26 protein-coding genes are annotated in these 23567 nt (G+C 73.3%); 8 read left to right on the forward strand and 18 right to left on the reverse strand.

Annotated features, from left to right (window positions below; translation table 11 throughout):
* Window positions 1-308: 308 nt before the first annotated feature.
* The gene (locus tag ACWGJ2_RS07635; protein WP_453345060.1) at window positions 309-929 is read right to left on the reverse strand and encodes a DUF6461 domain-containing protein; all 621 of its coding nucleotides are present in this window, start codon (window positions 927-929) and stop codon (window positions 309-311) included.
* Between the two features lie 159 nt (window positions 930-1088).
* On the opposite strand from ACWGJ2_RS07635, the gene ACWGJ2_RS07640 reads away from it, so the two are divergent.
* A complete protein-coding gene (locus ACWGJ2_RS07640; RefSeq protein WP_453345061.1) occupies window positions 1089-1658 on the forward strand; it encodes a histidine phosphatase family protein in 570 nt (189 codons plus the stop codon).
* A 47-nt stretch (window positions 1659-1705) separates the two neighbouring features.
* Here the strand turns inward: ACWGJ2_RS07640 and ACWGJ2_RS07645 are convergent, their stop codons facing one another.
* From ACWGJ2_RS07645 to ACWGJ2_RS07660, 4 genes are all read right to left on the reverse strand, one after another.
* Window positions 1706-2704, reverse strand: a complete 999-nt coding sequence (locus ACWGJ2_RS07645; RefSeq protein ID WP_453345062.1) for an aldo/keto reductase — start codon at window positions 2702-2704, stop codon at window positions 1706-1708.
* A 127-nt stretch (window positions 2705-2831) separates the two neighbouring features.
* Complete coding sequence (locus ACWGJ2_RS07650) at window positions 2832-3800, reverse strand: D-2-hydroxyacid dehydrogenase family protein (RefSeq protein ID WP_453345063.1); 969 nt, start codon at window positions 3798-3800, stop codon at window positions 2832-2834.
* 170 nt (window positions 3801-3970) lie between these two features.
* Complete coding sequence (locus ACWGJ2_RS07655; RefSeq protein ID WP_453345064.1) at window positions 3971-4795, reverse strand: hypothetical protein; 825 nt, start codon at window positions 4793-4795, stop codon at window positions 3971-3973.
* Window positions 4796-4934: 139 nt separating this feature from the next.
* Entirely contained in the window at window positions 4935-6107 is a 1173-nt protein-coding gene (locus tag ACWGJ2_RS07660) for an FAD-dependent oxidoreductase (protein ID WP_453345065.1), read from the reverse strand.
* Between the two features lie 51 nt (window positions 6108-6158).
* On the opposite strand from ACWGJ2_RS07660, the gene ACWGJ2_RS07665 reads away from it, so the two are divergent.
* Window positions 6159-6851, forward strand: coding sequence for a TetR/AcrR family transcriptional regulator (locus ACWGJ2_RS07665; protein ID WP_453345066.1), 693 nt, complete (start codon window positions 6159-6161; stop codon window positions 6849-6851).
* A gap of 3 nt (window positions 6852-6854) precedes the next feature.
* Here the strand turns inward: ACWGJ2_RS07665 and ACWGJ2_RS07670 are convergent, their stop codons facing one another.
* Both ACWGJ2_RS07670 and ACWGJ2_RS07675 read right to left on the reverse strand, forming a co-directional pair.
* A complete protein-coding gene (locus ACWGJ2_RS07670) occupies window positions 6855-7112 on the reverse strand; it encodes a hypothetical protein (RefSeq protein ID WP_453345067.1) in 258 nt (85 codons plus the stop codon).
* 20 nt (window positions 7113-7132) lie between these two features.
* Window positions 7133-8341 (reverse strand): MFS transporter, encoded by a 1209-nt coding sequence (locus ACWGJ2_RS07675; RefSeq protein WP_453345068.1) that lies wholly within the window; start codon window positions 8339-8341, stop codon window positions 7133-7135.
* 94 nt (window positions 8342-8435) lie between these two features.
* Here ACWGJ2_RS07675 and ACWGJ2_RS07680 point away from each other — a divergent pair, with 94 nt between their 5' ends.
* Window positions 8436-9728 (forward strand): ROK family transcriptional regulator, encoded by a 1293-nt coding sequence (locus ACWGJ2_RS07680; RefSeq protein ID WP_453345069.1) that lies wholly within the window; start codon window positions 8436-8438, stop codon window positions 9726-9728.
* Window positions 9729-9840: 112 nt separating this feature from the next.
* Here ACWGJ2_RS07680 and ACWGJ2_RS07685 read toward each other — a convergent pair whose 3' ends face one another.
* From ACWGJ2_RS07685 to ACWGJ2_RS07705, 5 genes are all read right to left on the reverse strand, one after another.
* The gene (locus ACWGJ2_RS07685) at window positions 9841-11097 is read right to left on the reverse strand and encodes an RNA polymerase sigma factor (RefSeq protein WP_453345123.1); all 1257 of its coding nucleotides are present in this window, start codon (window positions 11095-11097) and stop codon (window positions 9841-9843) included.
* A gap of 80 nt (window positions 11098-11177) precedes the next feature.
* Window positions 11178-11531 (reverse strand): YciI family protein, encoded by a 354-nt coding sequence (locus ACWGJ2_RS07690; protein WP_453345070.1) that lies wholly within the window; start codon window positions 11529-11531, stop codon window positions 11178-11180.
* A 131-nt stretch (window positions 11532-11662) separates the two neighbouring features.
* Window positions 11663-13039, reverse strand: coding sequence for an RNA polymerase sigma factor (locus ACWGJ2_RS07695; RefSeq protein WP_453345071.1), 1377 nt, complete (start codon window positions 13037-13039; stop codon window positions 11663-11665).
* A gap of 90 nt (window positions 13040-13129) precedes the next feature.
* A complete protein-coding gene (locus ACWGJ2_RS07700; RefSeq protein ID WP_453345072.1) occupies window positions 13130-13504 on the reverse strand; it encodes a YciI family protein in 375 nt (124 codons plus the stop codon).
* 162 nt (window positions 13505-13666) lie between these two features.
* Window positions 13667-14437 (reverse strand): TetR/AcrR family transcriptional regulator, encoded by a 771-nt coding sequence (locus tag ACWGJ2_RS07705; RefSeq protein WP_453345073.1) that lies wholly within the window; start codon window positions 14435-14437, stop codon window positions 13667-13669.
* Between the two features lie 104 nt (window positions 14438-14541).
* Between ACWGJ2_RS07705 and ACWGJ2_RS07710 the strand changes: the two genes are divergently transcribed.
* Window positions 14542-15492 carry an alpha/beta fold hydrolase gene (locus ACWGJ2_RS07710; RefSeq protein ID WP_453345074.1) on the forward strand — a complete coding sequence of 317 codons (951 nt, stop codon included), beginning with the start codon at window positions 14542-14544 and terminating at the stop codon, window positions 15490-15492.
* A gap of 11 nt (window positions 15493-15503) precedes the next feature.
* Here the strand turns inward: ACWGJ2_RS07710 and ACWGJ2_RS07715 are convergent, their stop codons facing one another.
* The 3 genes from ACWGJ2_RS07715 to ACWGJ2_RS07725 form a co-directional block, all read right to left on the reverse strand.
* Window positions 15504-15950, reverse strand: a complete 447-nt coding sequence (locus ACWGJ2_RS07715; RefSeq protein ID WP_453345075.1) for a TIGR03618 family F420-dependent PPOX class oxidoreductase — start codon at window positions 15948-15950, stop codon at window positions 15504-15506.
* A 90-nt stretch (window positions 15951-16040) separates the two neighbouring features.
* Window positions 16041-16757 (reverse strand): SDR family NAD(P)-dependent oxidoreductase, encoded by a 717-nt coding sequence (locus tag ACWGJ2_RS07720; RefSeq protein WP_453345076.1) that lies wholly within the window; start codon window positions 16755-16757, stop codon window positions 16041-16043.
* 75 nt (window positions 16758-16832) lie between these two features.
* The gene (locus ACWGJ2_RS07725) at window positions 16833-17819 is read right to left on the reverse strand and encodes an amidohydrolase family protein (RefSeq protein ID WP_453345077.1); all 987 of its coding nucleotides are present in this window, start codon (window positions 17817-17819) and stop codon (window positions 16833-16835) included.
* 168 nt (window positions 17820-17987) lie between these two features.
* Between ACWGJ2_RS07725 and ACWGJ2_RS07730 the strand changes: the two genes are divergently transcribed.
* Together ACWGJ2_RS07730 and ACWGJ2_RS07735 are read left to right on the forward strand one after the other, a co-directional pair.
* Window positions 17988-18464, forward strand: coding sequence for a MarR family winged helix-turn-helix transcriptional regulator (locus ACWGJ2_RS07730; protein WP_453345078.1), 477 nt, complete (start codon window positions 17988-17990; stop codon window positions 18462-18464).
* 65 nt (window positions 18465-18529) lie between these two features.
* Entirely contained in the window at window positions 18530-19459 is a 930-nt protein-coding gene (locus ACWGJ2_RS07735; RefSeq protein ID WP_453345079.1) for a phosphotransferase family protein, read from the forward strand.
* A 73-nt stretch (window positions 19460-19532) separates the two neighbouring features.
* Here the strand turns inward: ACWGJ2_RS07735 and ACWGJ2_RS07740 are convergent, their stop codons facing one another.
* Window positions 19533-19883 (reverse strand): helix-turn-helix domain-containing protein, encoded by a 351-nt coding sequence (locus ACWGJ2_RS07740; RefSeq protein ID WP_453345080.1) that lies wholly within the window; start codon window positions 19881-19883, stop codon window positions 19533-19535.
* 64 nt (window positions 19884-19947) lie between these two features.
* Here ACWGJ2_RS07740 and map point away from each other — a divergent pair, with 64 nt between their 5' ends.
* Entirely contained in the window at window positions 19948-20742 is a 795-nt protein-coding gene (gene map / locus ACWGJ2_RS07745; protein WP_453345081.1) for a type I methionyl aminopeptidase, read from the forward strand.
* Between the two features lie 48 nt (window positions 20743-20790).
* On the opposite strand, the gene ACWGJ2_RS07750 is transcribed toward map, so the two are convergent.
* Complete coding sequence (locus tag ACWGJ2_RS07750) at window positions 20791-21396, reverse strand: dihydrofolate reductase family protein (RefSeq protein ID WP_453345082.1); 606 nt, start codon at window positions 21394-21396, stop codon at window positions 20791-20793.
* Window positions 21397-21634: 238 nt separating this feature from the next.
* Entirely contained in the window at window positions 21635-22501 is an 867-nt protein-coding gene (locus ACWGJ2_RS07755; protein WP_453345083.1) for an AraC family transcriptional regulator, read from the reverse strand.
* Window positions 22502-22620: 119 nt separating this feature from the next.
* On the opposite strand from ACWGJ2_RS07755, the gene ACWGJ2_RS07760 reads away from it, so the two are divergent.
* Window positions 22621-23430 carry a phytanoyl-CoA dioxygenase family protein gene (locus tag ACWGJ2_RS07760; protein WP_453345084.1) on the forward strand — a complete coding sequence of 270 codons (810 nt, stop codon included), beginning with the start codon at window positions 22621-22623 and terminating at the stop codon, window positions 23428-23430.
* The last annotated feature ends 137 nt before the right edge of the window (window positions 23431-23567 follow it).

A 23567-nucleotide genomic window follows, 5' to 3' on the forward strand; every position in this document is an offset into this window, starting at 1 on the left:
CTGGCCGTCGGTCTGGAACCACGGGTCTGGTTGTCGGTTCGGGGCGAGGGGTCTGGTCGACGGTCTGGAACCACGGGTCTGGTTGTCGGTTCGGGGCGACGGGTCTGGTCGACGGTCTGGAACCACGGGCCTGGTCGACGGACCGGGACAACGGGCCCGGTCGACGGGCCGGGAGCGGCACGGGCGACTGCCCTGGGAACGGGGCCCGTCACAGGCGGCCCGCCCAGGCCGTCGACCCGGCGCGGGTGCGCGTGTCGGTCCCGTGGCCGCGTCGGGGCCCGTATCCGCGCCGCGCCCCCTCGCGGGGCCTACGGCAACTCCGGGGCCATTCCGCAGAGGTACGAGGTGCCGTCCAGGAGGTCGGCGTCGAGGGGGACGCCCGTCAGGCGTTCGGCGAGCGCGAACGCCGCCTCCTCGTACAGCGCGTCGTCGGGCTCTTCGACGTCCCGGAGGTCGAAGCCCGCGGCGCGCATCTGCCCGGCCGCCTTGTCGGCCTCGCGGCCGAAGCGCTCGCCGGGCGTCAGCAGGTCGAACTCCAGCAGGGCCTCGCCGTCCTCCACCCAGGAGAAGTGCTCGTTCCCGCTGACCCCCTTGAAGCAGGTGATCTGACGCGTGCCCCGCGACAGCTTCTCCTGGCCCTGCTCCACGGCGGCCAGGAAACCGTTCGGCTCGATCACCAGGGCCCAGTTCCCCACGGCGGCGGCCGAGACGAAGGCGCGCACGCCGTCCCACAGCTCCCAGTCGCCGAAGGCGGCCTCGCACAGGGCGCGGACACCCCACAGGACGCGGATCTCGCTGTTGACCCCCAGCCGCAGCAGCGCTTCGCGCGGGCTCAGCCCCTCCACCAGTGTCACGCAGTACGCCTCGGCGAGGTCGGGGAACCGCTCGCGGAACCAGGTGTAGTCGTGCGCGGTCGGCGAAGTCGTCATGCCTCGCATCGTGGCAGCGTCACCGGCGGCTCGCGCCGGGTTTGGCAATGCCCTTTTCCGCACACGGCGTGCGCTACGGGCATACGTGGACGCGCCCGCGCGCGGCTGGGCGCCTCCCGGCTATCGAACACGGGGCCTGTCCCGCTCTACGATCCTCAAATGCACGTTCGCCTCACGCTGTTGGCCGCCGCGCGCAGCTCCGGCGCGCTCGATGTGCGCTTCGAGGACGATCGCGGGCTCGACGCCGCGGGCTGGCACGAGGTACGGCGCGTGGTCCCGGCCCTTTCCCACCTGGCGGCGGCCGAGCTGCGCTACTGCTCCCCGTCGGCCCGCTGCCGCGAGACGGGCGACGTGCTCGCGCTCTCCCCCCTCGCCCAGCCCTCCCTGCGCGACTGCGACATGGGCCGCTGGCGCGGCCACACGCTCCAGGAGGTGGCCCAGGTGGAGCCGGACGGGGTCAGCCTGTGGCTCAGCGACCCGCGCACGGCGCCGCACGGGGGCGAGTCGCTGCTGGCGTTCATCCAGCGCGTCGGCGGCTGGCTCGACAGCCGTCCCCTGGGCAACGGCGGCTGGGCCGTTGCCGTCGCCGAGCCCGCCGTCGTACGCGCCGCGCTGTGCTACGCGCTGAAGGCCCCGCCGCACTCGTACTGGCACATCGACGTCCAGCCACTGGCCACCGTCACCCTCGCCGGGCGGGCGGGGGACTGGAGCCTGAGCCTGACGGGGTGACCCGGGGTGGCCTGGGGCCCCGCGTCCCAGCGGAGCCCCGCCGCGCGTCAGCGGTTGACGAAGCCGAGGCTGCCCTCGTCGTAGCGGGTGCCCGCGATCTCGGAGGCCGGGGCCGCCGCGTCGATGGCGGCGAGGTCGCCGTCGGACAGCTCGATCGCGACCGCGCCGAGGTTCTCCTCCAGGTACTTCTGGCGACGGGTCCCCGGAATCGGCACCACGTCGTCCCCCCGGTGCTGCACCCACGCCAGCGCGAGCTGCCCCGCCGTGACGCCCTTCTCGGCGGCAAGCTCGTCCAGCTTCGCGACGATGGCGAGGTTCTTGTCGAGGTTCCCCTCGGCGAACCGGGGCTGGCTCCGCCGCATGTCGTTCTCGGCCAGCCCTTCGACGGAGGTGTAGCGCCCGGTGAGGAAGCCGCGGCCGAGCGGCGAGAACGGCACCAGGCCGATGCCCAGTTCACGGCAGACGGGCGCGATCTCGGCCTCCAGGTCCCGGGTCCACAGCGACCACTCGCTCTGGAGCGCCGCGATGGGATGCACGGCGTGCGCCCGCCTGATGGTCGCCGCGCTCGCCTCGGAGAGTCCGAGGTGCCGCACCTTGCCCGCCGCCACCAGTTCCGCCATCGCGCCGACGGTCTCCTCGATGGGCACGTCCGGGTCGACGCGGTGCTGGTAGTAGAGGTCGATGTGGTCGAGACCGAGCCGTCGCAGCGAGGCGTCGCACGCCTCCCGCACGTACGCGGCGTCGCCCCGGATCGCCGTGGGCTCTCCGAGCCGGTTGGCGAAGCCGAACTTGGTGGCCACCACCGCCTGGTCCCGGCGGTCGGCGACGGCGCGGCCGACCAGCTCCTCGTTGTGGCCCGCGCCGTAGAAGTCGGAGGTGTCCAGCAGGGTGACGCCGAGTTCGAGCGCGCGGTGGATCGTCGCGACCGACTGCTCGTCGTCGGCCGAGCCGTAGCCGTGGCTCATGCCCATGCAGCCGAGACCCTGCGCGGAGACCGCCAGTTCGCCGAGGTGCCGCGTGGGGAGACTCGTGGGGAGAGTGGTCATGCCGATGCCTCCAAAGGGTGTGCCCCGCCGTACGAGGCCCGATGACGACGACGGTAGGAGTTGGAGTGCACTCCAGGTCAAACGGACCGGTGGGCGGGGGCCCGGTGGCGACGGGGCGGCAGCCGGTTCAGGAGAGGGGCAGTCGGCGTACGGGCTCGCCCGCGAGCCAGGCGGCGATGTCCTCCACCGCCTCGCGGAAGTACCCCTCGTAGTTGCGCCGCGTCACATAGCCGATGTGCGGGGTGGCCAGCAGATTCGGCAGGGAGCGGTACGGGTGGTCGACGGGCAGCGGCTCCTCCTCGAACACGTCCACCCCGGCCCCCGCGATCCAGCCGCCGCGCAGCGCCTCGGCCAGCGCCGTCTGGTCCACGATCGCGGCGCGTGAGGTGTTCACGAGGTACGCCGTCGGCCGCATCCGCCTCAGCTCGGCAGCCCCGAGCAGCCCGCGCGTACGGTCGCCGAGCACGAGGTGGACGGAGACGAAGTCGCTCGTCTCCAGCAGTTCTTCCTTCGTTTCGACGCGCCGCGCGCCGACTTCCACGGCCCGCTCCTCCGTCAGGTTCTGGCTCCAGGCCGCCACATCCATGCCGAACGCCTGGCCGACGCGTGCCACCTTGCCGCCGATCTTGCCGAGCCCCAGCAGGCCGAGCCGCTTCCCGTGCAGGTCGGTTCCGAGCGTGCGCTGCCAGGGCCCGCCCTCGCGCAGCGCGGTGTTCTCCTGGACGAGGTCCCTGGCCAGCCCGAGGAGCAGCGCCCACGTCAGCTCGACGGGCGCCTCGGAACCGCTGCCCGTACCGCACACGGTCACGCCGTGCCGGTCGGCGGCGGCGAGGTCGACGGAGGCGTTGCGCATGCCGGACGTGACGAGGAGCCGCAGCCGGGGGAGCCGGGCGAACAGCTCCTCGGGGAACGGGGTGCGCTCCCGCATGATGACCACGATCTCGCAGTCGCCGATCTCCTCGGCGAGGCGGTCGTGGTCCGCGATGTGCTCCCGTACGGTCCGTACCTCCACCGCGTCGCCGAGCCCCGACGACCAGTCGGCCAGGGAGAGGGCGACACCCTGGTAGTCGTCCAGAACGGCACAGTGGAGCGTCATCTTCGTGTCCTCCGAGCGGTCGCGGAGGCCGCGGGTGCCGCGGCCCGCGCGCCAGTTTCCCAGGCCGCTCCCGCGCGCGCCGTCCCCGCCCACCCCGCTGACGGGCGGGGCGGGCGGGAACGGCGCGGTGTCGCGTGGTGTCGCGGGGTGTGACGGGGTGTGACGAGGTGTCAGAGCCCGGACGGGATCTTCGCCTGCGCACCGGACTCGGGCGACTGCCCCTGCTGACCGGGCGTCTGGCCCTGCTGACCGGGAGCCTGCTGCTCCTGGCCCGGGGTCTGCCCCTGCTGGCCGGGGGTCGTGCCCTGCTGACCAGGCGCCTGCTCCTGCTGACCGGGTACCTGGTCCTGGCCGGGGATGTCCAGCAGGTTGCCGGGTGCCTTGCCCTGCTGACCGGGAGCCTGCTGCTCCTGGCCCGGCGCCTGCTCCTGACCGGGGGCCTGGCCCTGCTGGCCGGGGGCCTCCTGCTGGTTGCCGGGTGCCTGGCCCTGACCGGGCGTGTCCTGCTGGTCGCCGGGTGCCGGGGTCTCCTTGGGGGTCTGCCCCTGGGCGGGGGGCTGGTCCTGGCCCGGGGTGTCCTGCTGGCCTCGGGGCGACTGCTGCTGGTCGGACGGCTGGGACTGGTCGGACGGGGACTGGGCGGGTGCCTGCTCCTGGCCGGGAGCCTGGCCCTGCTGTCCGGGAGCCTGGTTCTGGCCGGGGGTCTGGGGGCCGGACGCCTCGTCGAACTCGTCGGGGCTGAGCCGCCCGTCGTCGTCGTGGTCCGCCTCTTCGAACGCCCGTGTCGGCTGTACGTAGCCCTCGCCGTCGTTCGCGAACCACGCCGCCATGAACTCCTCTTGGGTGACTCCGCCGTTGCTGTCACCGTCGGCGCTCTGGAAGGCCCAGCCCTGGGACGGTGCCTTTGGCGCCGGGGCGGAAGCGGCGTGGGCCGGGACGGCCGCGATGCCGCACAGGGCGGTGGCGGTGAGGGCTACGGCGCTCAGTCGGCGCATGGGAAAGGGTCCTCTCTTACGGGGGTCTTACGGGGCCTTACGGGGGCCCCGCCGCGGACGGCGCGGGCCCGATCTCGCGTTTCGCGGTACCCGCCCGCGGCCCCGCCCCATCACTCGTGCACCCGGATGCGCACGCGTTTCACTCCCGTGACTGACCCCGAGGACCACTCCCGCGACCGGGCGACTGGACCTGGTCGAAGAGGGTGAGGGCCTCGGCGGGGTCCGGGCTCACGAGGCGCTCCAGACCGGCCGTCGTGATCTTGGCCCACCTGCCGGCCCGTGCCCACATCTGTTCCTCGAAGGCGCGGACGGCCTCGTCCAGGCCTCCAGGTCCGGCGGCGACGGACTCGGCGAGCTCGGCGCCCTCCAGCATCGCGAGGTTCGCGCCCGCCCCCAACGGGGGCATCAGGTGGGCTGCGTCGCCCAGCAGCGTCACGCCGGGGACGTGCGTCCAGGTGTGGGACACGGGCAGGACGTGGAGGGGGCGGTGGACGAAGGCGGTGCCGTGGCGGAGGAGGTCGAGGACGGGGGCGGCCCAGCCGTCGAACATGGCCAGCAGACCCGACCGCACGGCTTCGACGTCGTCCAGGTCCCTGTCCCCGTCCCGGTCCGGGCGTGTGTGCCGGTCCAGCGGCGCGCGGAACTGGGCGTACACCTTGACGTGGCCGCCGCTGTTGCGCTGGGCGACGAGCGCTCGGTTCACCCCGTACACGGCCACGGAACCGTCGCCGATCAGCCGGGCGAGGCGAGGGTGGCGGGTGTCGATGTCGTCGAGGGAGGTCTCGACGAAGGTGACGCCGGTGTAGTGCGGCGTCACCGACGAGACCGCCGGGCGGGTCCGGGACCAGGCGCCGTCCGCGCCGACCACGAGGTCGAACGCCTCCTGCCGCCCGTCCGTGAAATGGACCAGTACGCCGTCCCGGGCCCCGGGCACCACCCGCGTCACGCCCCGGCCCCACTGGACGTCGAGAGTGCCGAGCAGCAGGTCACGGAGTTGCCCGCGGTCGATCTCGGGGTTGGCACGGTCATCCGGGCGGGGCGGCCAGTCGCGCAGGACCGTCCCGTCCGTGTCCAGGATGCGCATGGCCTGACCCTCGGGGCGGGCCAGCGCCTGGAACTCCGCCAGCAGCCCCGCCTTGTCCAGCGCGCGCTGGCCCAGCCCTTCGTGCAGGTCCAGCGTGCCGCCAGGGGGGCGCGCGTCGGGTGCCGCGTCGCGTTCGAGGACGGTGACGGGGTGCCCGTGGCGGTGCAGGACGCGGGCGAAGGTGAGTCCGGCGGGGCCGCCCCCGACTACGGCGATACGGTGTCTCATGCCGATACACTGTATTGCCATGGCGATGGATCGCGACAGTACGGTGTGGCCATGACTGTGTGGGACCGTCCGGAGCCGCCGACCCGACCCGTGCCGCTCGACCGTGAGCGCATCGTCACCGCGGCCGTCGCGCTGGCCGACGAGGGCGGGCTGGAAGCGGTGTCGTTGCGGAAGGTCGCCGCCCGGCTGAACGCGGGCCCGATGCGGCTGTACGGATACATCTCCACCAAGGAGGAGCTGTTCGACCTCATGGTGGACGAGGTCCAGGCCGAGATTCTCCCCGAGGAGCGGTCAGGTGACTGGCGGGAGGCGCTGCGCGTCCTCGCCCACCGCACCAGGCGGACCGCTCTCCGCCACGAATGGCTGGCCGACCTGCTCGGCGGCCGTCCGGCCCTGGGCCCGAACGGCCTCGCCGTCGCCGAGTCCACGCTGGCCGCACTCGACGGCCTCGCCGACACCGACACCGTCATGCGCGCCGTGGAGACTGTCAGCGCCTACTTCACCGGCGCGATCAGACGCGAGATCACGAACCTGCGGGCCGAGCGCGCCACGGGCATGTCCAAGCGCGACTGGCAGCGCGCCCACGGCCCCCACATGACGAAAATGCTGGCCACGGGCCGCTTCCCGGCGCTGGCCAAGGCCGTGTACGACGGCACGGACGTGGACGCCGAGACATCCTTCGCGACGGGCCTGGACTGGGTCCTCGACGCCGTGGCCGCCAGGCTCGCCAGGCCGCAGGCGTGACGCTCAGCCCCTGCCGCTCTCGCCGCTCCCGCCGGAGGTGAGCGGGGCCGAGGGGCCGGGCACCAGTTCCGCGAACCGCTCACCCGCGTGTGGCGGGGCGGGACCGGGCGCCTCCTCGGCATGCCGGGCCAGACAGCCGACTCCCTCCGCACCGCCGAACTGGAGCCCGCCGAACGAGCCGCGCTCGACCATGGAGTCGCCGTACGGCGCGGCCAGGGCCGCGCCTTCCGCGTCGCCGCGCCCGAGTCCCGGCCCGGCCACGCTCACCAGCTGGTTCGGCGTCAGCCGCTGTACCGGTGTTCCCCGTCCGCCGTCTTCGTCGTCACCTCGCGGCTCGCGGCGCGCAGCACCCCGGCGCCGAGGACCAGCCCGCAGGCCAGCACGGTGACCAGTCCGAACGACACGACCAGCGACGTCACGTCGGCCACCGCGCCGATCGCCGAGGGTGCGATGAGGCCCGAGGTGTACGTGATCGTCGCGACGCCCGCGATGGCCTGGCTCGGGTTCGGGCCGCTGCGTCCCGCCGCCGCGAACGCCAGGGGCACGACCACGGCCACGCCGAGCCCCATGCACCCGAACCCGGACATGGCCACGGCCGGGTGCGGTGCCACGACGACGAGCAGCCCGCCCGCCGTGGCCAGCACGCCGCCCACGCGTACGGTCCGCACCGGGCCGAAGCGGTCCACCACCCGGTCGCCCGCGATCCGGGCCACCGCCATCGTCAGTGCGAAGGCCGTGGTGGAGGCCGCGGCGAGCCCGGCCGAGGTGTCCAGGGTGTCCCGCAGATAGACCGCGGACCAGTCGAGGCTGGCGCCCTCCGCGAACACCGCGCAGAAGCCGACGAGGCCGATGGCCAGCGAGGACTTCGGCGGGAGCGCGAAGCGCGGCGGCGCCTCCTCGTCGGCGGTGCTGCGCAGGTCCAGCACCCCCTGGCAGGCGACGAGGCCGAGCACCGTCAGCGCGGCGGCGGCGAGGGCGTGGTGGAGCCGCGCGTCGGCCCCCAGATGGGCGGCGACGGTACCGGCGGCCGAGCCGATCAGCGCGCCCGTGCTCCACATGCCGTGCAGCCCGGACATGATCGAGCGGCCGAGGCGGTTCTCGGTCTCGATGCCCAGCGCGTTCATCGCGACGTCCGACATGCCCGACGTCGCGCCGTAGACGAACAGCGCCGCGCACAGCGTGACCAGGTTCGGCGCGAGCGCGGGCAGGGTGAGCGAGAGCGTCCACAGGGCGAGGAGTCCGCGCAGCGCCGTGCGGGCTCCGAAGCGGTGGCTGACGGCCCCGGCCAGCGGCATCGCCACGGAGGCGCCGATGGCGGGGAAGGCGAGGGCCAGTCCGAGCTGGCCCGCGCTGACCGAAGCGTGCTCCTGGATCCACGGGACGCGGGTGGCGAAGCTCCCGGTGACGGAGCCGTGGACGCAGAAGACCACGGCGACGGCGACGCGCGCGCGGCGCACCTGGCGGGTGGTGAAGTCGGTGTCCCCCGGCATGCTGCCCCTTTTCCTCGCTGGTCAGGCTGGCGCGTAAACTATCAGGAACCCTGCCTGATAAAAAGGGAAAAGAATACTGAGAGAGAATCCCGCCATGCCCGCATCACCGAGCACCGCCCGGGCCATGAACGACCGGCTCGCCCTCCAGTACCTCCAGGAAGAGGGCCCTCTGACGGCGGGTCAGCTCAAGACCCTGACGGGGCTCTCCCGCCCCACCGTCGCCGACCTCGTGGAACGGCTCCAGACCTCCGGCCTGATCGCAGTCGTCGGCGAGGCGGGGGCGCGGCGGCGCGGGCCGAACGCGCGGCTCTACGGGATCGTGGCCGACCGCGCCCACCTCGCCGCGCTCGACGTGCGCACCGACAGCGTCCGCGTGGGCGTCGCCGACCTGCTCGGCAGCATCCTGGCCGAGGCGTCCCTGCCCGTCGGCGGCGCGACGGGTCCGGGGCCGGGCGCGTGGCCCTCCGGCGCGGGCGGCGCGGAGCCCGCCGTCGAGCGGGCCGTGGCGCTGCTGGAGCGCACGGTGGGGGAGGCGGGCGCCACGCGGCTGCGCCACATCGTCATCGGGGCCCCTGGCCTGGTCGATCCCGCGACCGGCGAACTGCGGGCGACCAGCGGCACGTCGGCCTGGCACGGCAGGCTCGTCGACGCGCTGCGGGAAGGGCAGGCCGGGGTTGCGGGCGGCGGTGCCGGCGCCGGTGCGACCGTGACCGTCGAGAACGAGACGAACCTCGCCGCCGTCGCCGAACAGCGCGCGGGCGCGGCGCGCGACCGCGACACCTTCGTCTTCCTCTGGCTCGGCTACGGCACCGGCGCCGCCGTCGTCCTGGACGGGCGACTGCGGCGCGGGGTCTCGGGCGGCGCGGGCGAGATCGGCTTCCTGCCGGTGCCAGGGACGTCCGGGCTGCCGTCGGCGACAGGGTGCGACGGCGGGTTCGACTCCCTCGTGGGCGGCGCGGCGCTCGTCGGGCTGGCGGAGGAGCACGGGGTCGTGGCGCGGGACGCGGCGCCGCCGGAGAACGAGGAGGGTGGCGCGACGGAGGACGGCGGGGGCGCGGCGGCCCCGCCCGCGGCGGCGCTGGTGCGCGCCGCGCTCTCGGCGGGCGCGGCGGGCGACGCGTTCCTGGACGTGCTGGCCGACCGGGTCGCGCTGGGCGCGGCGTCCGTCGCCGCCGTCCTCGACCCCGGCTGCGTGGTGCTCGGCGGCGAGGTCGGCCACGCGGGCGGCAAGGCGCTGGCCACCCGCGTCGAGGAGCGGCTGCTGCGGCTGTCACCGCTGCGTACGGAGGTACGGGCCGGAACCCTCGGCGGCGCCGCCGTCCTGCGCGGCGCGCTGCTCGTCGCCCGCGACGCGGCGCAGGACGAACTCTTCGGACCGCGCGAGTGACGGGCCGGGGCCGAACGCCCGGCCCCGGCCCGGTCCGGCGCGTCCTGGCGCCGGTACCAGTGCCGGTGCCGGTACCGGTGCCTCGTCCGTGAGGGGAGGGGCTCTCCCGGCCTCACCGGTGGGTGAGTTCGGCGCGGCCACGCCGCAGCAGGTCGCGCTCGGCCTCGTTCGCGGTGCGGGCGATCGCCGCGTCGTACGCGGCCACCGCCTCCGCCGCGCGCCCCAGCTTCCGCAGCAGATCGGCGCGGACGGCGTGGAAGAGGTGGTAGCCGTCGAGGGCGAGCCCGTCCACGAGGGCCAGCGCCTTCTCGGGGCCTCCGGCCCCGGCCTCCGCTTCGGCCCCGGCGACCGCGCGGTTGAGCGCCACGACGGGACTCGGGTCCACCACCGTCAACTGGTCGTAGAGCTGGACGATCTGCCGCCAGTCCGTGGCCTCGGCGCTGGGCGCCTCGCTGTGCACGGCGTTGATCGCCGCCTGGATCTGGTACGGCCCCGGCCGCCCGCGCCGCAGGCACTCCCGCACGAGGGCCTGGCCCTCGGCGATCAGCGCGCGGTCCCACCGCTCGCGCTCCTGCTCCGCCAGCCGCACGAGCCGCCCGTCAGGGCCCGTGCGCGCCGCGTGGCGCGAGGAGACGAGCAGCGTGAGGGCGAGCAGTCCGACGGCCTCGGGCTCGTCCGGCATGAGCGCGACGAGGAGCCGCCCGAGGCGTACGGCCTCGGCGGCGAGGTCCGCACGGCCGAGCGCCTCGCCCGAACTGGCCGTGTGGCCCTCGTTGAAGACGAGGTAGACGACGGCCAGCACGGCGCGCAGGCGTTCGGGGAGGTCGGCCTCGTACGGGACCCGGTACGGGATGCCCGCGACCCGGATCTTCCGCTTGGCCCGCACCAGCCGCTGGGCCATGGCGGGCTCGCTGACGAGGAAGGCGCGGGCGATCTCGGCCGTGGTGAGCCCGCCCAGCAGCCGCAGCGTCAGCGCGACCTGCGAGGGCGTGGCCAGCGCGGGGTGGCAGCACGTGAAGAGCAGCCGCAGCCGGTCGTCGTGCACCGGCCCCTCCTCGGGCGGATCGGCCCGCGCGGCCCGCGCCGTCAGCTCGGGCGGCTCGGGCGGCTCGGGCGGTTCGACGGGGGGACGCAGCACGGCGGCCTGGGCGTGCCGGTCGGCGCGGGTCGCCTCGCGGCGGAGGCGGTCGATCGCGCGGTTGCGTGCCGTCGTGATGATCCAGCCCGCCGGGCTCGGGGGCGGACCGGTGGACGGCCAGCGCCGCAGCGCGGTGGCGAACGCGTCCTGCACCGCCTCCTCGGCGACGTCGATGTCACCGAAGACGCGGACGAGGACCGCGACGGCCCGCCCGTACTCCTCGCGGAACACGCGCTCGACCGCGCCCGCCGCGACGTCCGGCGGCGCGGGCTCCCTCTCCTGACCGGAGGGTTCGCCCGTCCCGTCCGAGGTCAACCGCAGCTCCCGAACTGCATCGGCCTGACCTCGATCGGGAGGGTGATCGCGCGGGCCAGCTTGCGGCCCCAGCCGAGCGCGGCGTCCAGGTCGGGCGCCTCGATGACCGTGAACCCGCCGATGTGCTCCTTGCCCTCGACGTACGGGCCGTCGGTCGTCAGCAGGTCGCCTTCCCTCGGGTGCAGCACGGTGGCCGTGTCCGGCGCGTGGAGACCGGCGGCGAAGACCCAGGCGCCGGCCTCCCTCAGCTCGGTGTGCACGGCCTCCACCTCCCGCATGATCGGCTCCAGGAACTCGTCCGAGGGGGGCTCTCCGTCGGGCTGGTAGATGCTGAGCAGGTACTGCGGCATGGTGTTCCTCCTGTGTTCCCTGTTGTCGCCACCGGGTTGTCGTCACCGGCCGGGTGCCGGTCTCTCACCCTCTGTACGAACGGGCGGGGCCCGGATCGACACCCCGAGTGTGGACCGGTGGGTGGCGCTGGTCACACACCGTCGAGTGTCGGCGTGGGCGTGGGCGCGGACGTGGACGACGCGGAACCGGTCTCCGCGCGTGCGGTCCGTTCCGCCCGCTCCAGGAGGAGCTGCCGCTCGCGTCCGTTGCGGGCCAGGGACGCCGCCAGCGCGAACTGCGCGCGTGCCTCGTCCCGTCGGCCCAGCCGCTCCAGCAGGTCGCCCCTGACGCTCGGCAGCAGGTGGTAGTCCTTCAGCGCCGGTTCCCCTGCCAGCACGTCCACCACGCGCAGCCCGGCCTCGGGCCCCTCGGCCATGGAGACGGCGACCGCGCGGTTCAGCTCCACGACAGGGGACGGGGCCAGCGCCATCAGCCTGCCGTACAGCGCGGCGATGGCCGCCCAGTCCGTGTCCTCGTAGCGGAGCGCCCGCGCATGGCACGCGGCGATGGCGGCCTGCACGGAGTACGGGCCGCGCCCCGCGCGCAGCAGGGACTCGGCGCCCCGGCGCATGAGCGGACGGTTCCAGTGCGCGCGGTTCTGGTCGGCGAGCAGCACGGGTTCGCCGTCCGGGCCCGTACGGGCCGCGATGCGCGAGGACTGGAACTCCAGGAGCGAGACCAGCCCGTGCACCTCGGGCTCCCGGGGCATCAGCCCTGCCAGCACGCGGGCCAGCCGGAGCGCGTCCTCGCACAGTGCTGGGCGGACGAGGTCGTCACCTGCGGTGGCGGAGTACCCCTCGTTGAAGACGAGGTAGATGACCTCCAGGACGGAGGCGACGCGGCCCGCCCGGTCGGCCCCGTAGGGCACCTCGAAGGGGACCGCCGCCTTGGCCAGCGTCCGCTTCGCGCGCACGATGCGCTGGGCGACCGTCGCCTCGCCGACGAGGAAGGCGCGGGCGATCTCGGGCGTGGTCAGCCCGCCCAGCAGGCGCAGGGTGAGCGCGACCCTGGCCTCCGTCGACAGCACGGGGTGGCACGCGGTGAAGATCAGCCGCAGCAGGTCGTCGTCGATGCCGTCGATTCCGTCGGCGTTCTCCGCGGCGTCGGCCGCGCCCGGCGGCGGCACGTCCTCCAGGGAGCGTCCGACCTCGGCCAGCTTGCGCGCGTAGGTCTCCTGCCGCCGTACGAGATCGATCGCGCGGTGCTTGGCGGTGGCCATGAGCCAGGCGCCCGGGTTGTCCGGGACGCCCGCCCGTGGCCACCGCTCCAGCGCGGCGACCAGCGCGTCCTGCGCCAGTTCCTCGGCGATGCCCACGTCCCGCACGACGCGGGTGACCCCGGCGATGATCCGCGCGGACTCGATCCTGAACACCGCCTCGACCGCCTCGGCCGTGCTCCCCGCCGTACCCCCGGATGTGCCCTGCGCCGTGCTTCGCGCCGTGTGCTCTTCCGTGCTCTCTGCCGTCACGGGCACATCAGAGCAGCAGCCCGGGGGAGCGGCAAGCGTCTTCCTGGCGGGCGGGCTGGTGGGAAGGCCGTTGCCGGGAGGCGGCCGGGATCAGCTCGCGGTCACATCAGGACCTTCGACGATCTCGCGGACCTCGGCCGTGATCTTCCAGTGCTCCGGGTGGACCCGAAGGAAGCGGTTGGTCCACTCGACGGCCTCGGCCTTGTCCTTCGCCTGGATGATGGAGTAGCCGCCGACGACCTCCTTGGTCTCGGTGAACGGGCCGTCGGTGTAGCTGAGCCTGCCGCCGGACCAGGTGATCCGGGTGCCCTCGGCGCTGGGGCCGAGCCCGGCCGTGTCCAGCATGACCCCGGCCTTGGTGATCTCCTCGAACAGCGCACCCATGCGCTCGTCGAACTCGGGGCCCGGAGCGTCGGTGGGGGCGTTCTGCTCGTCCATACGGATCATCGTCAGGTAGCGCGGCATGGTGACTCCTCGGTCGGGAGGGCGGGGCGTGTTCCCCGCCTCTCACCCCTGCGTCGAACGGGAGTTGCCCGGATCGACAGCTCCCGGAAAATTCTCCACGGAATTTTTCCGCGCCGCGCGGACCCGTCCGCTGAGTGTGCGAGCGTGCGAGCGCGCGTGCCGCTAGACGAGCGCGGTGAGGACCCGTCGCATCGTGCGGGGGAACAGGGACTCCGCGTCCTGGGGCTGGGGTTGGGCCTGGGGCCGGGCCTGGTCCGGGTCCGGGTCCGCTGCCGGTGGGCCGGAGGGGGCCAGGGCCGCCGCGAGGTGCGGGTGGTCGCCCTGTGCCACGGCCGCGCGCAGATACGCGGCCTGCGCCGCCTGGCGGCCGGTGCCCGCGCGGGCGCCCTGCCGTTCAGCCTGTTCGGCGCGCGCGAACTGCGCGACGAGGGCGCTCAGCACGGCGACCGCCTCCAGCTTGGCCGGTCCCGGCAGCCGCGTCGGCGCCATGGCCCGTAGCGCGTACTCCAGATAGGCCAGGCCGCGCGGGCCCAGCCGGAGGGGTTCGGGCGGGACGTCGGACAGCCACGGGTGCCGCAGATGCACGTCCTTGGTCCTGACGGCCAGGGCCAGCAGATCCTCGACGGGGTCGCCGCTGAGCGGGACGTCGAGGTCGGTCTCGCCCGTCACCGCGTCCGTCATCAGGTCGAGCAGGTCCTCGCGGCTGGAGATGTAGCGGTAGAGGGACGACTGGCCGACGCCCAGTTCCTTGGCCACCTGGCGTGTGGACACCGCGGCGAGTCCGCGCCGGTCGGCCAGCCCGACGGCGGTGGCGGCCAGCTCGGCGCGGCTGTGACCTGCGGCGGGGCCGCGGGCGCCGCGCTCGGGCCGGTCCCAGACCGTCACCGGTCCCGTCGCTCTGCCCGTCGCCCTGTCCGTCGTCTCGTCCTCCATCGCGCTCCAGCCTCCTCCACCCGCCTCTTCCGGTCCTGGGGCGGGGCCTCTAGAGTAAAACTGCGAACAATGATCGCAGTAAAAAGGCAAGGAGAGGTGGTCCTGTGGCGCCGTCACCGGAACCCGGCACATCCGTCGCACCTGGCGCGCCCGTCTGGAGGCCGGTCCGCTGGGCCGCGAACGGCTCGGTGCGGCTGGCCTTCGACCGGCTGACGGAGGGCGCCGACGGTGAGCCGCTGCTGCTGGTCACGGGTCTGGGCGTCAACCGGTTCTGGGTTCCCGACGGGCTGTGCGCGATGCTGGCCGCGCGGGGCTTCGCCGTCGCCCGGTACGACCAGCGCGACGGCGGCGAGTCGACCCATCTGCCGCCCACCTCCACGCGCTCCCCGGTCTCCGCGCTGCTCACCAGGCGGCGCGCGGAGGCTTACTCGGCCGAGGACATGGCGGACGACGCCGTCGCGGTCATGAGCGGGCTCGGGTGGTCGTCGGCGCATCTCCTGGGCGTCTCGCTCGGCGGCGCCGTCGCCCAGCGCGTGGCGCTGCGCCACCCGGAGCGCGTCCGCTCGCTCACGTCCATGGCGGCCGTTCCCGGAGACATCGCGGGGCCGCGCACCTTGCGGTACGTACGCGCGGGCACGCTGGCGAAGTTCGCCCGGCTGAGGTTCCCGGACACGCGTGAGGGCGCCGTCGAGGCGGGCGTCGCCGTGTCCCGCCTCCTCACCTCGCCGAACCGGCCCTTCGACGAGCGGGCCGCCCGCGCCGCCGCCGAGCGCAACGCGGACAGCGGGGTGCACGACCAGCGGGCGCAGAGCCGCCAGATCGGCGCCCGCTGGCACGGCCCGCCGATCAGCGCCCTCACCCGGCCCGCACTCGTGCTGCACGGGGAGGACGACCCCCTCATCAGGCCCGCCGCGGCCCGCGCGATCGCCTCCCGGATTCCCGGCGCGCGTCTGGTCCTACTGCCAGGCGTCGGCCACGAGTTTCCCGCGCCCGCGTGGGAGACCGTCACGGCCGAGGTCCGCGCCCTCGCCGACGCGGCCGGCGCGGCACGCTGACGTGACGGTGGTCAGGACGCGGGGACCGGGCCGCCGGGACGGAACCGCTCCACCCCGACGATGTGCCGCACCTTGGCCGGGCGGACGATCACCGCGACGCGCTCCTCGCCCGGCATGATCCACTCGAACCGCTCGCTGCCCAGGTACTTCTGGGCGAGCCGGTCCATCCGCTCGTGCGCCTCCTCGCCCTCGATGAAGCGGGCGACCTCGCCGCTGATCTGCACGCGGTCGAAGGGGTTGGCGGCGTCCGCGTGCGAGAGGTAGACGCGGGGGTCGTGGCGCAGGTTCTCCTCCTTCACCCGGCCGACGGAGGTGTTGAACGTCAGCTCGTTCTCGCCCTCCAGGTCCACCCACATGGGGCTGACCTGCGGCGCTCCATCGGGGAACACGGTCCCGACGTACCAGATGAGGGGGGCTTTCAGGCGGGCGCGGACGGCTTCGTCGAAGGTCGCAGTCATCCCGGGAGGCTACCAATCATGATCATCGCGACGGCCCGGGGGGAGCGGCCCCGGCCCGGTTCCGGTTCCGGCTCCGGGCCGTCGGTGCGGTCACCAGGGGACGGGCCGGCCGAAGCGGTCCAGGTACGCCAGGCCCGTGGTGTCCAGGCGGGAGAGCAGGACGTCCACGAGGAGCGGGATGCTCTCCTTCACGCTGTACGGCGCGTCCTCGCCGCCGAGTTCGGTGCGTATCCAGCCCGGCGCCATCAGCAGCAGGGCGCGGTCGGTGTCCGCCTGGCGGGCGGCGTAGCTGCGCATGTACATGTTGAGGGCCGCCTTGCTGCCGCGGTAGACCTCGCGCCCTCCGGTGGTGTTGTCGGCGATGCTGCCCTGCCCCGAGGACATCACGCCGATGAGGCCGCTGGGGCTCACCAGGCCGTCGAGCGCCTCGATGACGCGCAGAGGGCTGAGCGCGTTGGTGACCATGACCTCGATGAAGTCCTGCGTGGGGACGTCTCCGATGGGTGTCTGTTCGTTGTTGGTGGTGCCCGCGTTCACGAACAGGACGTCGAGCCGCGTTCCGGCCAGGCGCTCGCGCAGGGGCGCGAGTTGCTCGGGCTCGGTGATGTCGAGGTGTTCCACGCGGATCTGTTCGGGGCGGCGGTCGGCGAGGTCGTGCAGCGGGGTGCGGGCCGTGCCCCTGACGGTGCCGATGACCGACCATGCTCGGTCGGCGAGTTCGGCCGCCATGGCGCACCCGAGCCCGCGGGACGCGCCGACGATCAGGGCGGTGGGGGTGTGCTCGTGAGTGCTGGGCTGCTGCGTCATGTCGCGTCGTCTCCGTAGCGCTGGTCGGGTCGGGCGTCAGGGGTGGTCAGGGGCCGGAGTCAGGGGAGGCAGAGGTCAGTGGGGTGTGGTGAGGTCGATGCCGAAGAGGGCGGCGGCGTTGGCCGAGCGGACCTTGTGCCGGTCCGTGCCGCTGGCGAGGTGACCGAAGAAGGCGTCGATCTCCGCCCGGCCGGGCTGCTGGAAGGGGTAGTCGGTGGAGAAGATCAGCCTGTCGACCGTCGTCACCGTCAGGGCGTGCCGCAGCAGGGCGGGGTTGAGCATTCCCGAGGCCGTGACGAAGACGTTGGTGCGGATGTAGTCCGAGACCGGGCGTTCGAGACCGGCGAGGCGGGAGAGGCTGTCGGCCCGGTCCAGCCAGAAGAGCAGCAGCTCGCCCCAGTGGCCCAGCACGATCTGGAGACCGGGGTGCCGGTCGAAGGTGCCGCGCAGGATGAGCCGCAGCGCCGCCGTCGCCGCTTCCAGGTGCCAGCCCCAGCCGAAGGTGGCCAGAGCCAGATCGGTCATGGGGTCGAAGCCCCTGTAGGCGGCGTCGCGCAGCGCGTCGGAGGGGATCTGCGGGTGGATGAAGACCGGCTGGCGCAGTTCGGCGGCAGCGGCGAAGAAGTCGTCGTAGACGGGATCGTCCAGGAAGCGCTCGCCGGACCGTCCGTAGACCATGCTTCCCACGTGGCCCTGGGCCGCGGCGCGTTCGAGTTCGGCGGCGACGTGGCGCGGGGACGACATCGGCAGCGTCGACAGTGATCTGAACCGCGTCGGGTGGGCGCTCACCGCGGCAGCGGCGGTGTCGTTCGCGAGGCGGCTGAGCGCGACCGCCTCCTCGGGGGGCAGCGACTGGGTTCCGGGCGGTGTGAGGGCGAGGATGGCGACGTCGATGCCCTGGGCGTCCATGGTGGAGATCCGGCCGGCGCCGAGGTCTTCGAGCCGCCGGCCGGTATCGCCCCGCTTATTGAAGGCGAGGCTCTCGTCAGGGTGGGCGACTGCTTCGAGGGCGGAGGTCAGCTCCGGCAGCATCCAGTGTTCTTCGATGCCGATGAGGGGCATGGTCAGCGTTCCTTCAGGAGGAATGGGGGAGGGGAGGAGGGGTGGCGGGGGCCACGGACACCCGGGCCCCGAACGAGATGTTTCCCGCCATACATGGGCAAAGCTAAGCGGCGCCCTGTTACCTGTCAAGTGATAACTATCAAGTGACAGGTAAAATACACTGAAGGAGTGGACGAGACACAGAAGGCCAGACTGTTCGAGCTGGCCGACCTGATCCTGGCGATCAGCCGGCACCTGCACGCCGCCAAGGCGGACGCGGCGGAGTCATGGACGCCGCTCGAAGCGGCGGTCATGCGTTACATCGACCATCAGCCGGGCGCCACCGCGAGTCAGGCGGCCGAGGCGACGCAGCTCATCTCCAGCAACTTCAGCCGGGCGCTGCGCAAGCTGGAGCAGAAGGAGCTGGTGCGCCGCGAAGCCGACCCCGACGACGCCCGGCGCGTGCGCCTGTATCCGACGCGGAAGGCGGGCGAGAACCTGGGGTATCTCCAGGACGCCTGGAGCCGTCTCCTGGACGAGACCGTGCCCGACGCCGCCGAGGCGGATGCGGTGATCACCACGCTCCGGCGCATCGAGTCGCAGCTCCTCGACCGCACCCGCGCCGCTGCGGACCCTGCCAGGAAGGGCCGGGGCGCGGCGCGGTGACCAGCCACGACGAGGCGGATGGGGCAGATGGGGCTGCGGCCGTCCGGCCGTCGGCCCTTGCCTGGGTGAACCGGCACCTGGAGCCAGGTGAGCGGGTCCTCGGAGCCGAGGTGCTGCGCGGCGGCATCACCGCCGAGATGCGGAGGCTGACCGTCGGCGGGCGGGGCAGGCGGGGCAGGCGGGGCAGGCGGGACGGGGGCACTCGTGATCTGGTGCTGCGGACCTTCGTCGACGTGGAGCACGCCGCGGACCGGCTGCACAGGGAGGCGGGCGCCCTGGCCCTGCTCGTGGGGACCGGTGTGCCGGTTCCCGGGCTCGTCGCGGTCGATCCCGTCGCCGCGCACTGCGAGTACCCGTCGCTTCTCATGACGCATCTCGCGGGCCGGCCGGTCCTTGACGACGAGGGGCTGGAGACGCGCGTCCCTCTGCTGGCCCGTCAGCTCGTGGCGATCCACGCGGTGCGGCCCGCCGAGCGGCCCCGGGGGTATGCGGCGCTGACGACCGCCGACACCGTCGTGATCCCGAGGGGCGCCGACGCGGCGGCATGGGCCGCTGCCATCGACGTGATCCGCGGGCCCGCGCCGCCCTACGAGGGGTGCTTCCTGCACAGGGACTTCCAGCCCGGCAATGTGCTGTTCGACGTGCCGCCCGCAGGACCGGCGGGTGCCCGGCTCACCGGCGTCGTCGACTGGGCGGGGGCGTCCTGGGGGCCGGCGGATCTCGACGTGGCGCACTGCTCCGTCAATCTCGCGCTGCTGCACGGCCCGGCGTGGGGCCTGCGGTTCGCCGAGGCGTACGAGCAGGCGGGCGGGGTGCTGGCCGCGACCGCGGGCGAGCGGCTGTACTGGCGGGTGCGGGACGCCCTGGCGTCCTCGGAAGAGGTGCGGCTGGTGTCGCGGCCGTGGCGGGAGGCGGGGAGGACGGAGCTGACGACGCGAGCCGTGGAGAAGCGGCTGGACGCCTATGTCACCGCCCTGATGGACGCGCCGGAATGAGCCGGGGCGGTCCTGCCCCGTCGGGCACGGCCCGGCCCCAACCGGCCCGGCGGGGTCTTCGCGGGGCGCGGCGTCAGGAGACCAGTGACGGGTGCCGCGCGACGGACGCGACCGGCTGATCCGCGACGGTCCGCTCCTCGACGGTCCGCTCCTCGACGGTTCGTCCCGCGTCGGCTCGCTCCGCCTGGCTGATCTCGGCCCAGACGGCGTCGAGGGACAGGCCGAGGGTGTCGGCGATCGCCGCGATGGTCGGGAAGGCGGGGGTGGCCACGCGGCCGGATTCGATCTTCCGCAGGGTTTCCGGCGAGATCTGCGCGGCGAGCGCCACGTCCAGCATGGAGCGGCAGCCCCGGGCCCGGCGGAGCAGAGCGCCGAGGCGCTCTCCGCGTTCTACTTCGGCGGGGGTGAGCGGCAGCCTGACCATGACCCCACTCTAATACCGGTATAGTTAGACCGGTATAGTTATTGGACGCACCTGAGAGGCCCCCATGATCGAGATCCTGAACTCCGCGCAGCTCGAGCGGGCGAGGGACACCGGCGCCCTGGTCGGGCACATCCTGCACACGCTGAAGCGGCGCAGCACGGTCGGGACGAATCTGCTGGACATCGACCAGTGGGCCAAGGAGATGATCACCGAGGCGGGGGCGCAGTCCTGCTACGTCGACTACGCGCCCTCCTTCGGGCGCGGCCCGTTCGGGCACTACATCTGCACGGCCGTCAACGACGGAGTGCTCCATGGGCTGCCTCACCACTACACGCTGGCGGACGGGGATCTGCTGACTCTCGACCTCGCCGTGGTCAGGGGCGGGGTCGCCGCGGATGCCGCGATCAGCTTCCTGGTGGGCAAGGCCAGGCCCGCGGAGAGCGTCGCGATGATCGAGGCGACCGAACGCGCACTCGCCGCCGGTATCGCCGCCGCCAGGCCCGGGGCACGCACCGGCGACCTCTCCCACGCCATCGGCACGGTCCTCAGCGAGGCGGGCTACCCGGTCAACACCGAGTTCGGAGGCCACGGCATCGGCTCGACCATGCACCAGGACCCGCACATCGCGAACACCGGACGGCCCGGCCGCGGATACAAGCTCCGCCCCGGACTGCTGCTCGCCCTGGAGCCCTGGGTCATGGCCGACACCGCCACACTCGTCACCGACGCCGACGGCTGGACGCTGCGCAGCGCGACGGGCTGCCGGACCGCGCACAGCGAGCACACCATCGCCATCACCGAGGACGGAGCCGAAATCCTCACCCGCCCGACCCGCCCGACCCACCCGACCCGCCCGTAAGGGGCCGATGCCGCTGCCGCGCCGTCCGGACCGGCGGACGGGGCGACGTCACGCAGGGGTGCCGAGCGGCGGGTGTTCGAGCACGCGGGGCTTGTACTCGACGAGCTGGATGCGGCCGTCGAAGGTGCGGTGCTCGATCATCTCCAGGGCGATGTCCGGATAGCCGTCGTAGACGCGTTCTGCCCCCGTGGCCCCGGTGATCACCGGGAACATCACGACCCGGAAGCGGTCCACGAGTCCGGCTCGCAGCAGGGACCGGCACAGGCTGAGGCTGCCGATCGTGCTGAGGAGCCCCGAGCCGCTCGACTTCATGGCGCGGACCGCCTCGACGGCGTCGTCGCGGACGAGCGTGGAGTTGGCCCACTTCAGTGGCTCCCCGAGCGAGGAGGAGAACACCACCTTGGACGCTTGCGTGAGCTCGTCGACGGACGCCTCTTCCTCGGGCCTGAACTCGTCCTGGCCGGTCGGGACCTCGCCCGAGGCGAAGCCCGACATCAGGCGGTAGGTGTTCGCTCCCATCAGGTAGGTGGCCTCGGGCTGCTCGCCGAGCCACGCGAGGTACTCCGGGCCTTCGAGGCCCCAGAAACCGGGCCATCCCTCCCCTGACGCACAGCCGTCGAGGGAGGTGATGAAGTCGACGAGAAGCTCCGACATGGCGGTGTCCCTTCCTTGGGGGCCACGAGTCCCTGGGTGTCACGAGCTTGGACCGGCCGCGAGCCGCATACTCATCGGCCGCGCTGTGCGGTAACGAGAAAACCCATGACGCGGCGGCCGGTCAGGTCGGCACTTGGCGGGGCTGAGCATTCTGGTCGGAGAGCCGGGGGGCCGTCCGCCTGTTCGCCGGGGCCGGCGTGCCGGCCCCGGCGAACAGGGGCAGGGAGGGATTCCGGAATCAATCGGCCTCCCGTTCCACCGGCAGCCACAGCTCGGCATCGGCCTCGCTGCCGTCCGCCGACATTCGCGTGCGAAGGATCTCCGGCCCGGGGCGGCTCCGGTACGGGTTCGACGGGAACCACTCGGTGAACACATCACGCCACAGCGCTTGGACCGCCTCCGGCGCCGGCCCCGAGGTGGTGAAGACCGCCCATGTCCCGGCCGGCACGGGCAGAGTGGCCATGCCCTCCGGCGCGAACGCCGAGGTGACGACCCCGTGGTAGTAGTCGAGGTCGGTGCCCTCCGCCCGGCTGGGATCGAGGCCGTCGCAGACCGCGAGGATGCCGTGCGGCTCCTGGTCGGACAGCGTCTCCAGCAGCTTCCTTGCCTGGTCGCCGGTCCCGCGGACGAAATCGATGATCGCCTGGTTCGGCCCCGAGTGCACGCGCGGCACCCGGGCCTTCGCCCCGACGATGCTGAACTCCGGCTTGCGCACGACGCGGTAGCGCATGCTGCCGCTCCCGTCGACGATGAGGCGGAAGGCCATCCGGGGCTGGGAGCTGAGCGCCGCGCCGGTGCGCCGCGCCTCGCCGGGCCCGACGCCGTGCACCGCGCGGAATGCCCGCGCGAATGCCTCTCCCGAGCCGTACCCGTACCGCACCGCGATCTCCAGCAGCGTCCGCTCACCGGCCAGTACCTCCGCGCCCGCGACGGTCAGCCGACGGCGCCTGATGTACTCCGACAGCGGCATCCCGGCGAGCGCCGAGAACATCCGCCGCAGGTGGTACTCCGAGGTGGCCGCGACCCGCGCCAGCTCGCCCACGTCGACGAAGCCGTCGAGCTGCCGCTCGATGTGCTCCATGGCCTGATTGAGCCGCTCCAGCATGCCCGCCTCCAAGATCCCGGCCGTCGATTCAATCAGGCGCGGCCCTGAACGCCGCACCCGAGAAAGGCGGTGCGGAAAGTGTCGGGTGACCGGGAGGGGCGGCGCCGCACGATAGGGGCATGGACGACACGACCTTGGTATCCCGCTTCCTCCGCGACGGCTTCGTCAAGCTGGAGGGCGCCGTCGCGCCCCGCGTGGCCGCGAGCTGTGCGCGGCTGCTGTGGCGGGAGACGGGCTGCGACCCGGACGACCCGGAGACGTGGACGCGGCCCGTGCACTGGGTCGGCGGGATGGCACAGGGACCGTTCGCCGCCGCACCCAACTCCCCGGCTCTGCACCGGGCGTACGACCTGCTGGTCGGCGCCGGGCGCTGGGAGCAGCGCTACTCGCTCGGCACCTTCCCGCTGCGCTTTCCGCACGAGGAGGAGCCCGATGACGCGGGCTGGCACATCGAGGGCAGCTATGCGGTGGAGGGCGAGACCTGGCCTTTCACCAATCTCCGCTCACACGGCCGGGCCCTGCTGATGCTTTTTCTGTTCAGCGAGGTGGGGGAAGAGGACGCCCCGACCCGGATCCGGGTCGGCTCCCACCTCGACGTGCCGAAGGTGTTGGAGTTGTACGGGGAGGAGGGCGCGAGCGGTCTGGCCATCGCGTCGGACCTCGTAGCGGCATCCGCCCACCGGCCGCTCGCCCTCGCCACCGGTTCGCCGGGTGACGTCTTCCTGTGCCATCCGTTCCTGGTGCACGCGGCGCAGCCGCACCACGGGGCGCGACCGCGCTTCATGGCCCAGCCGCCGCTGATGCCGGCAGCGCCGTACGAACTGGAGCGGGCCGACGGCGCGTACTCACCCGTAGAGACCACGATCCGCCGGGGCCTGGGACGGGCCACCTCCGGTCCTGGCGGGGAGGACGCCGGACCCGCCGATTAGCGCGCTCAGTCACAGGTGTGACCGAGAACTTTGGTTGGCGAATCATGGTTCTGAGAGGCGCAGGTCGGGAGCGAGTGGAGACTTCTTGTTGACGAATCATGAGAGGGATAGTTGGCAAATCTTGCCAGAGGATGGTC

It is taken from the genome of Streptomyces sp. NPDC054796, assembly GCF_053611545.1.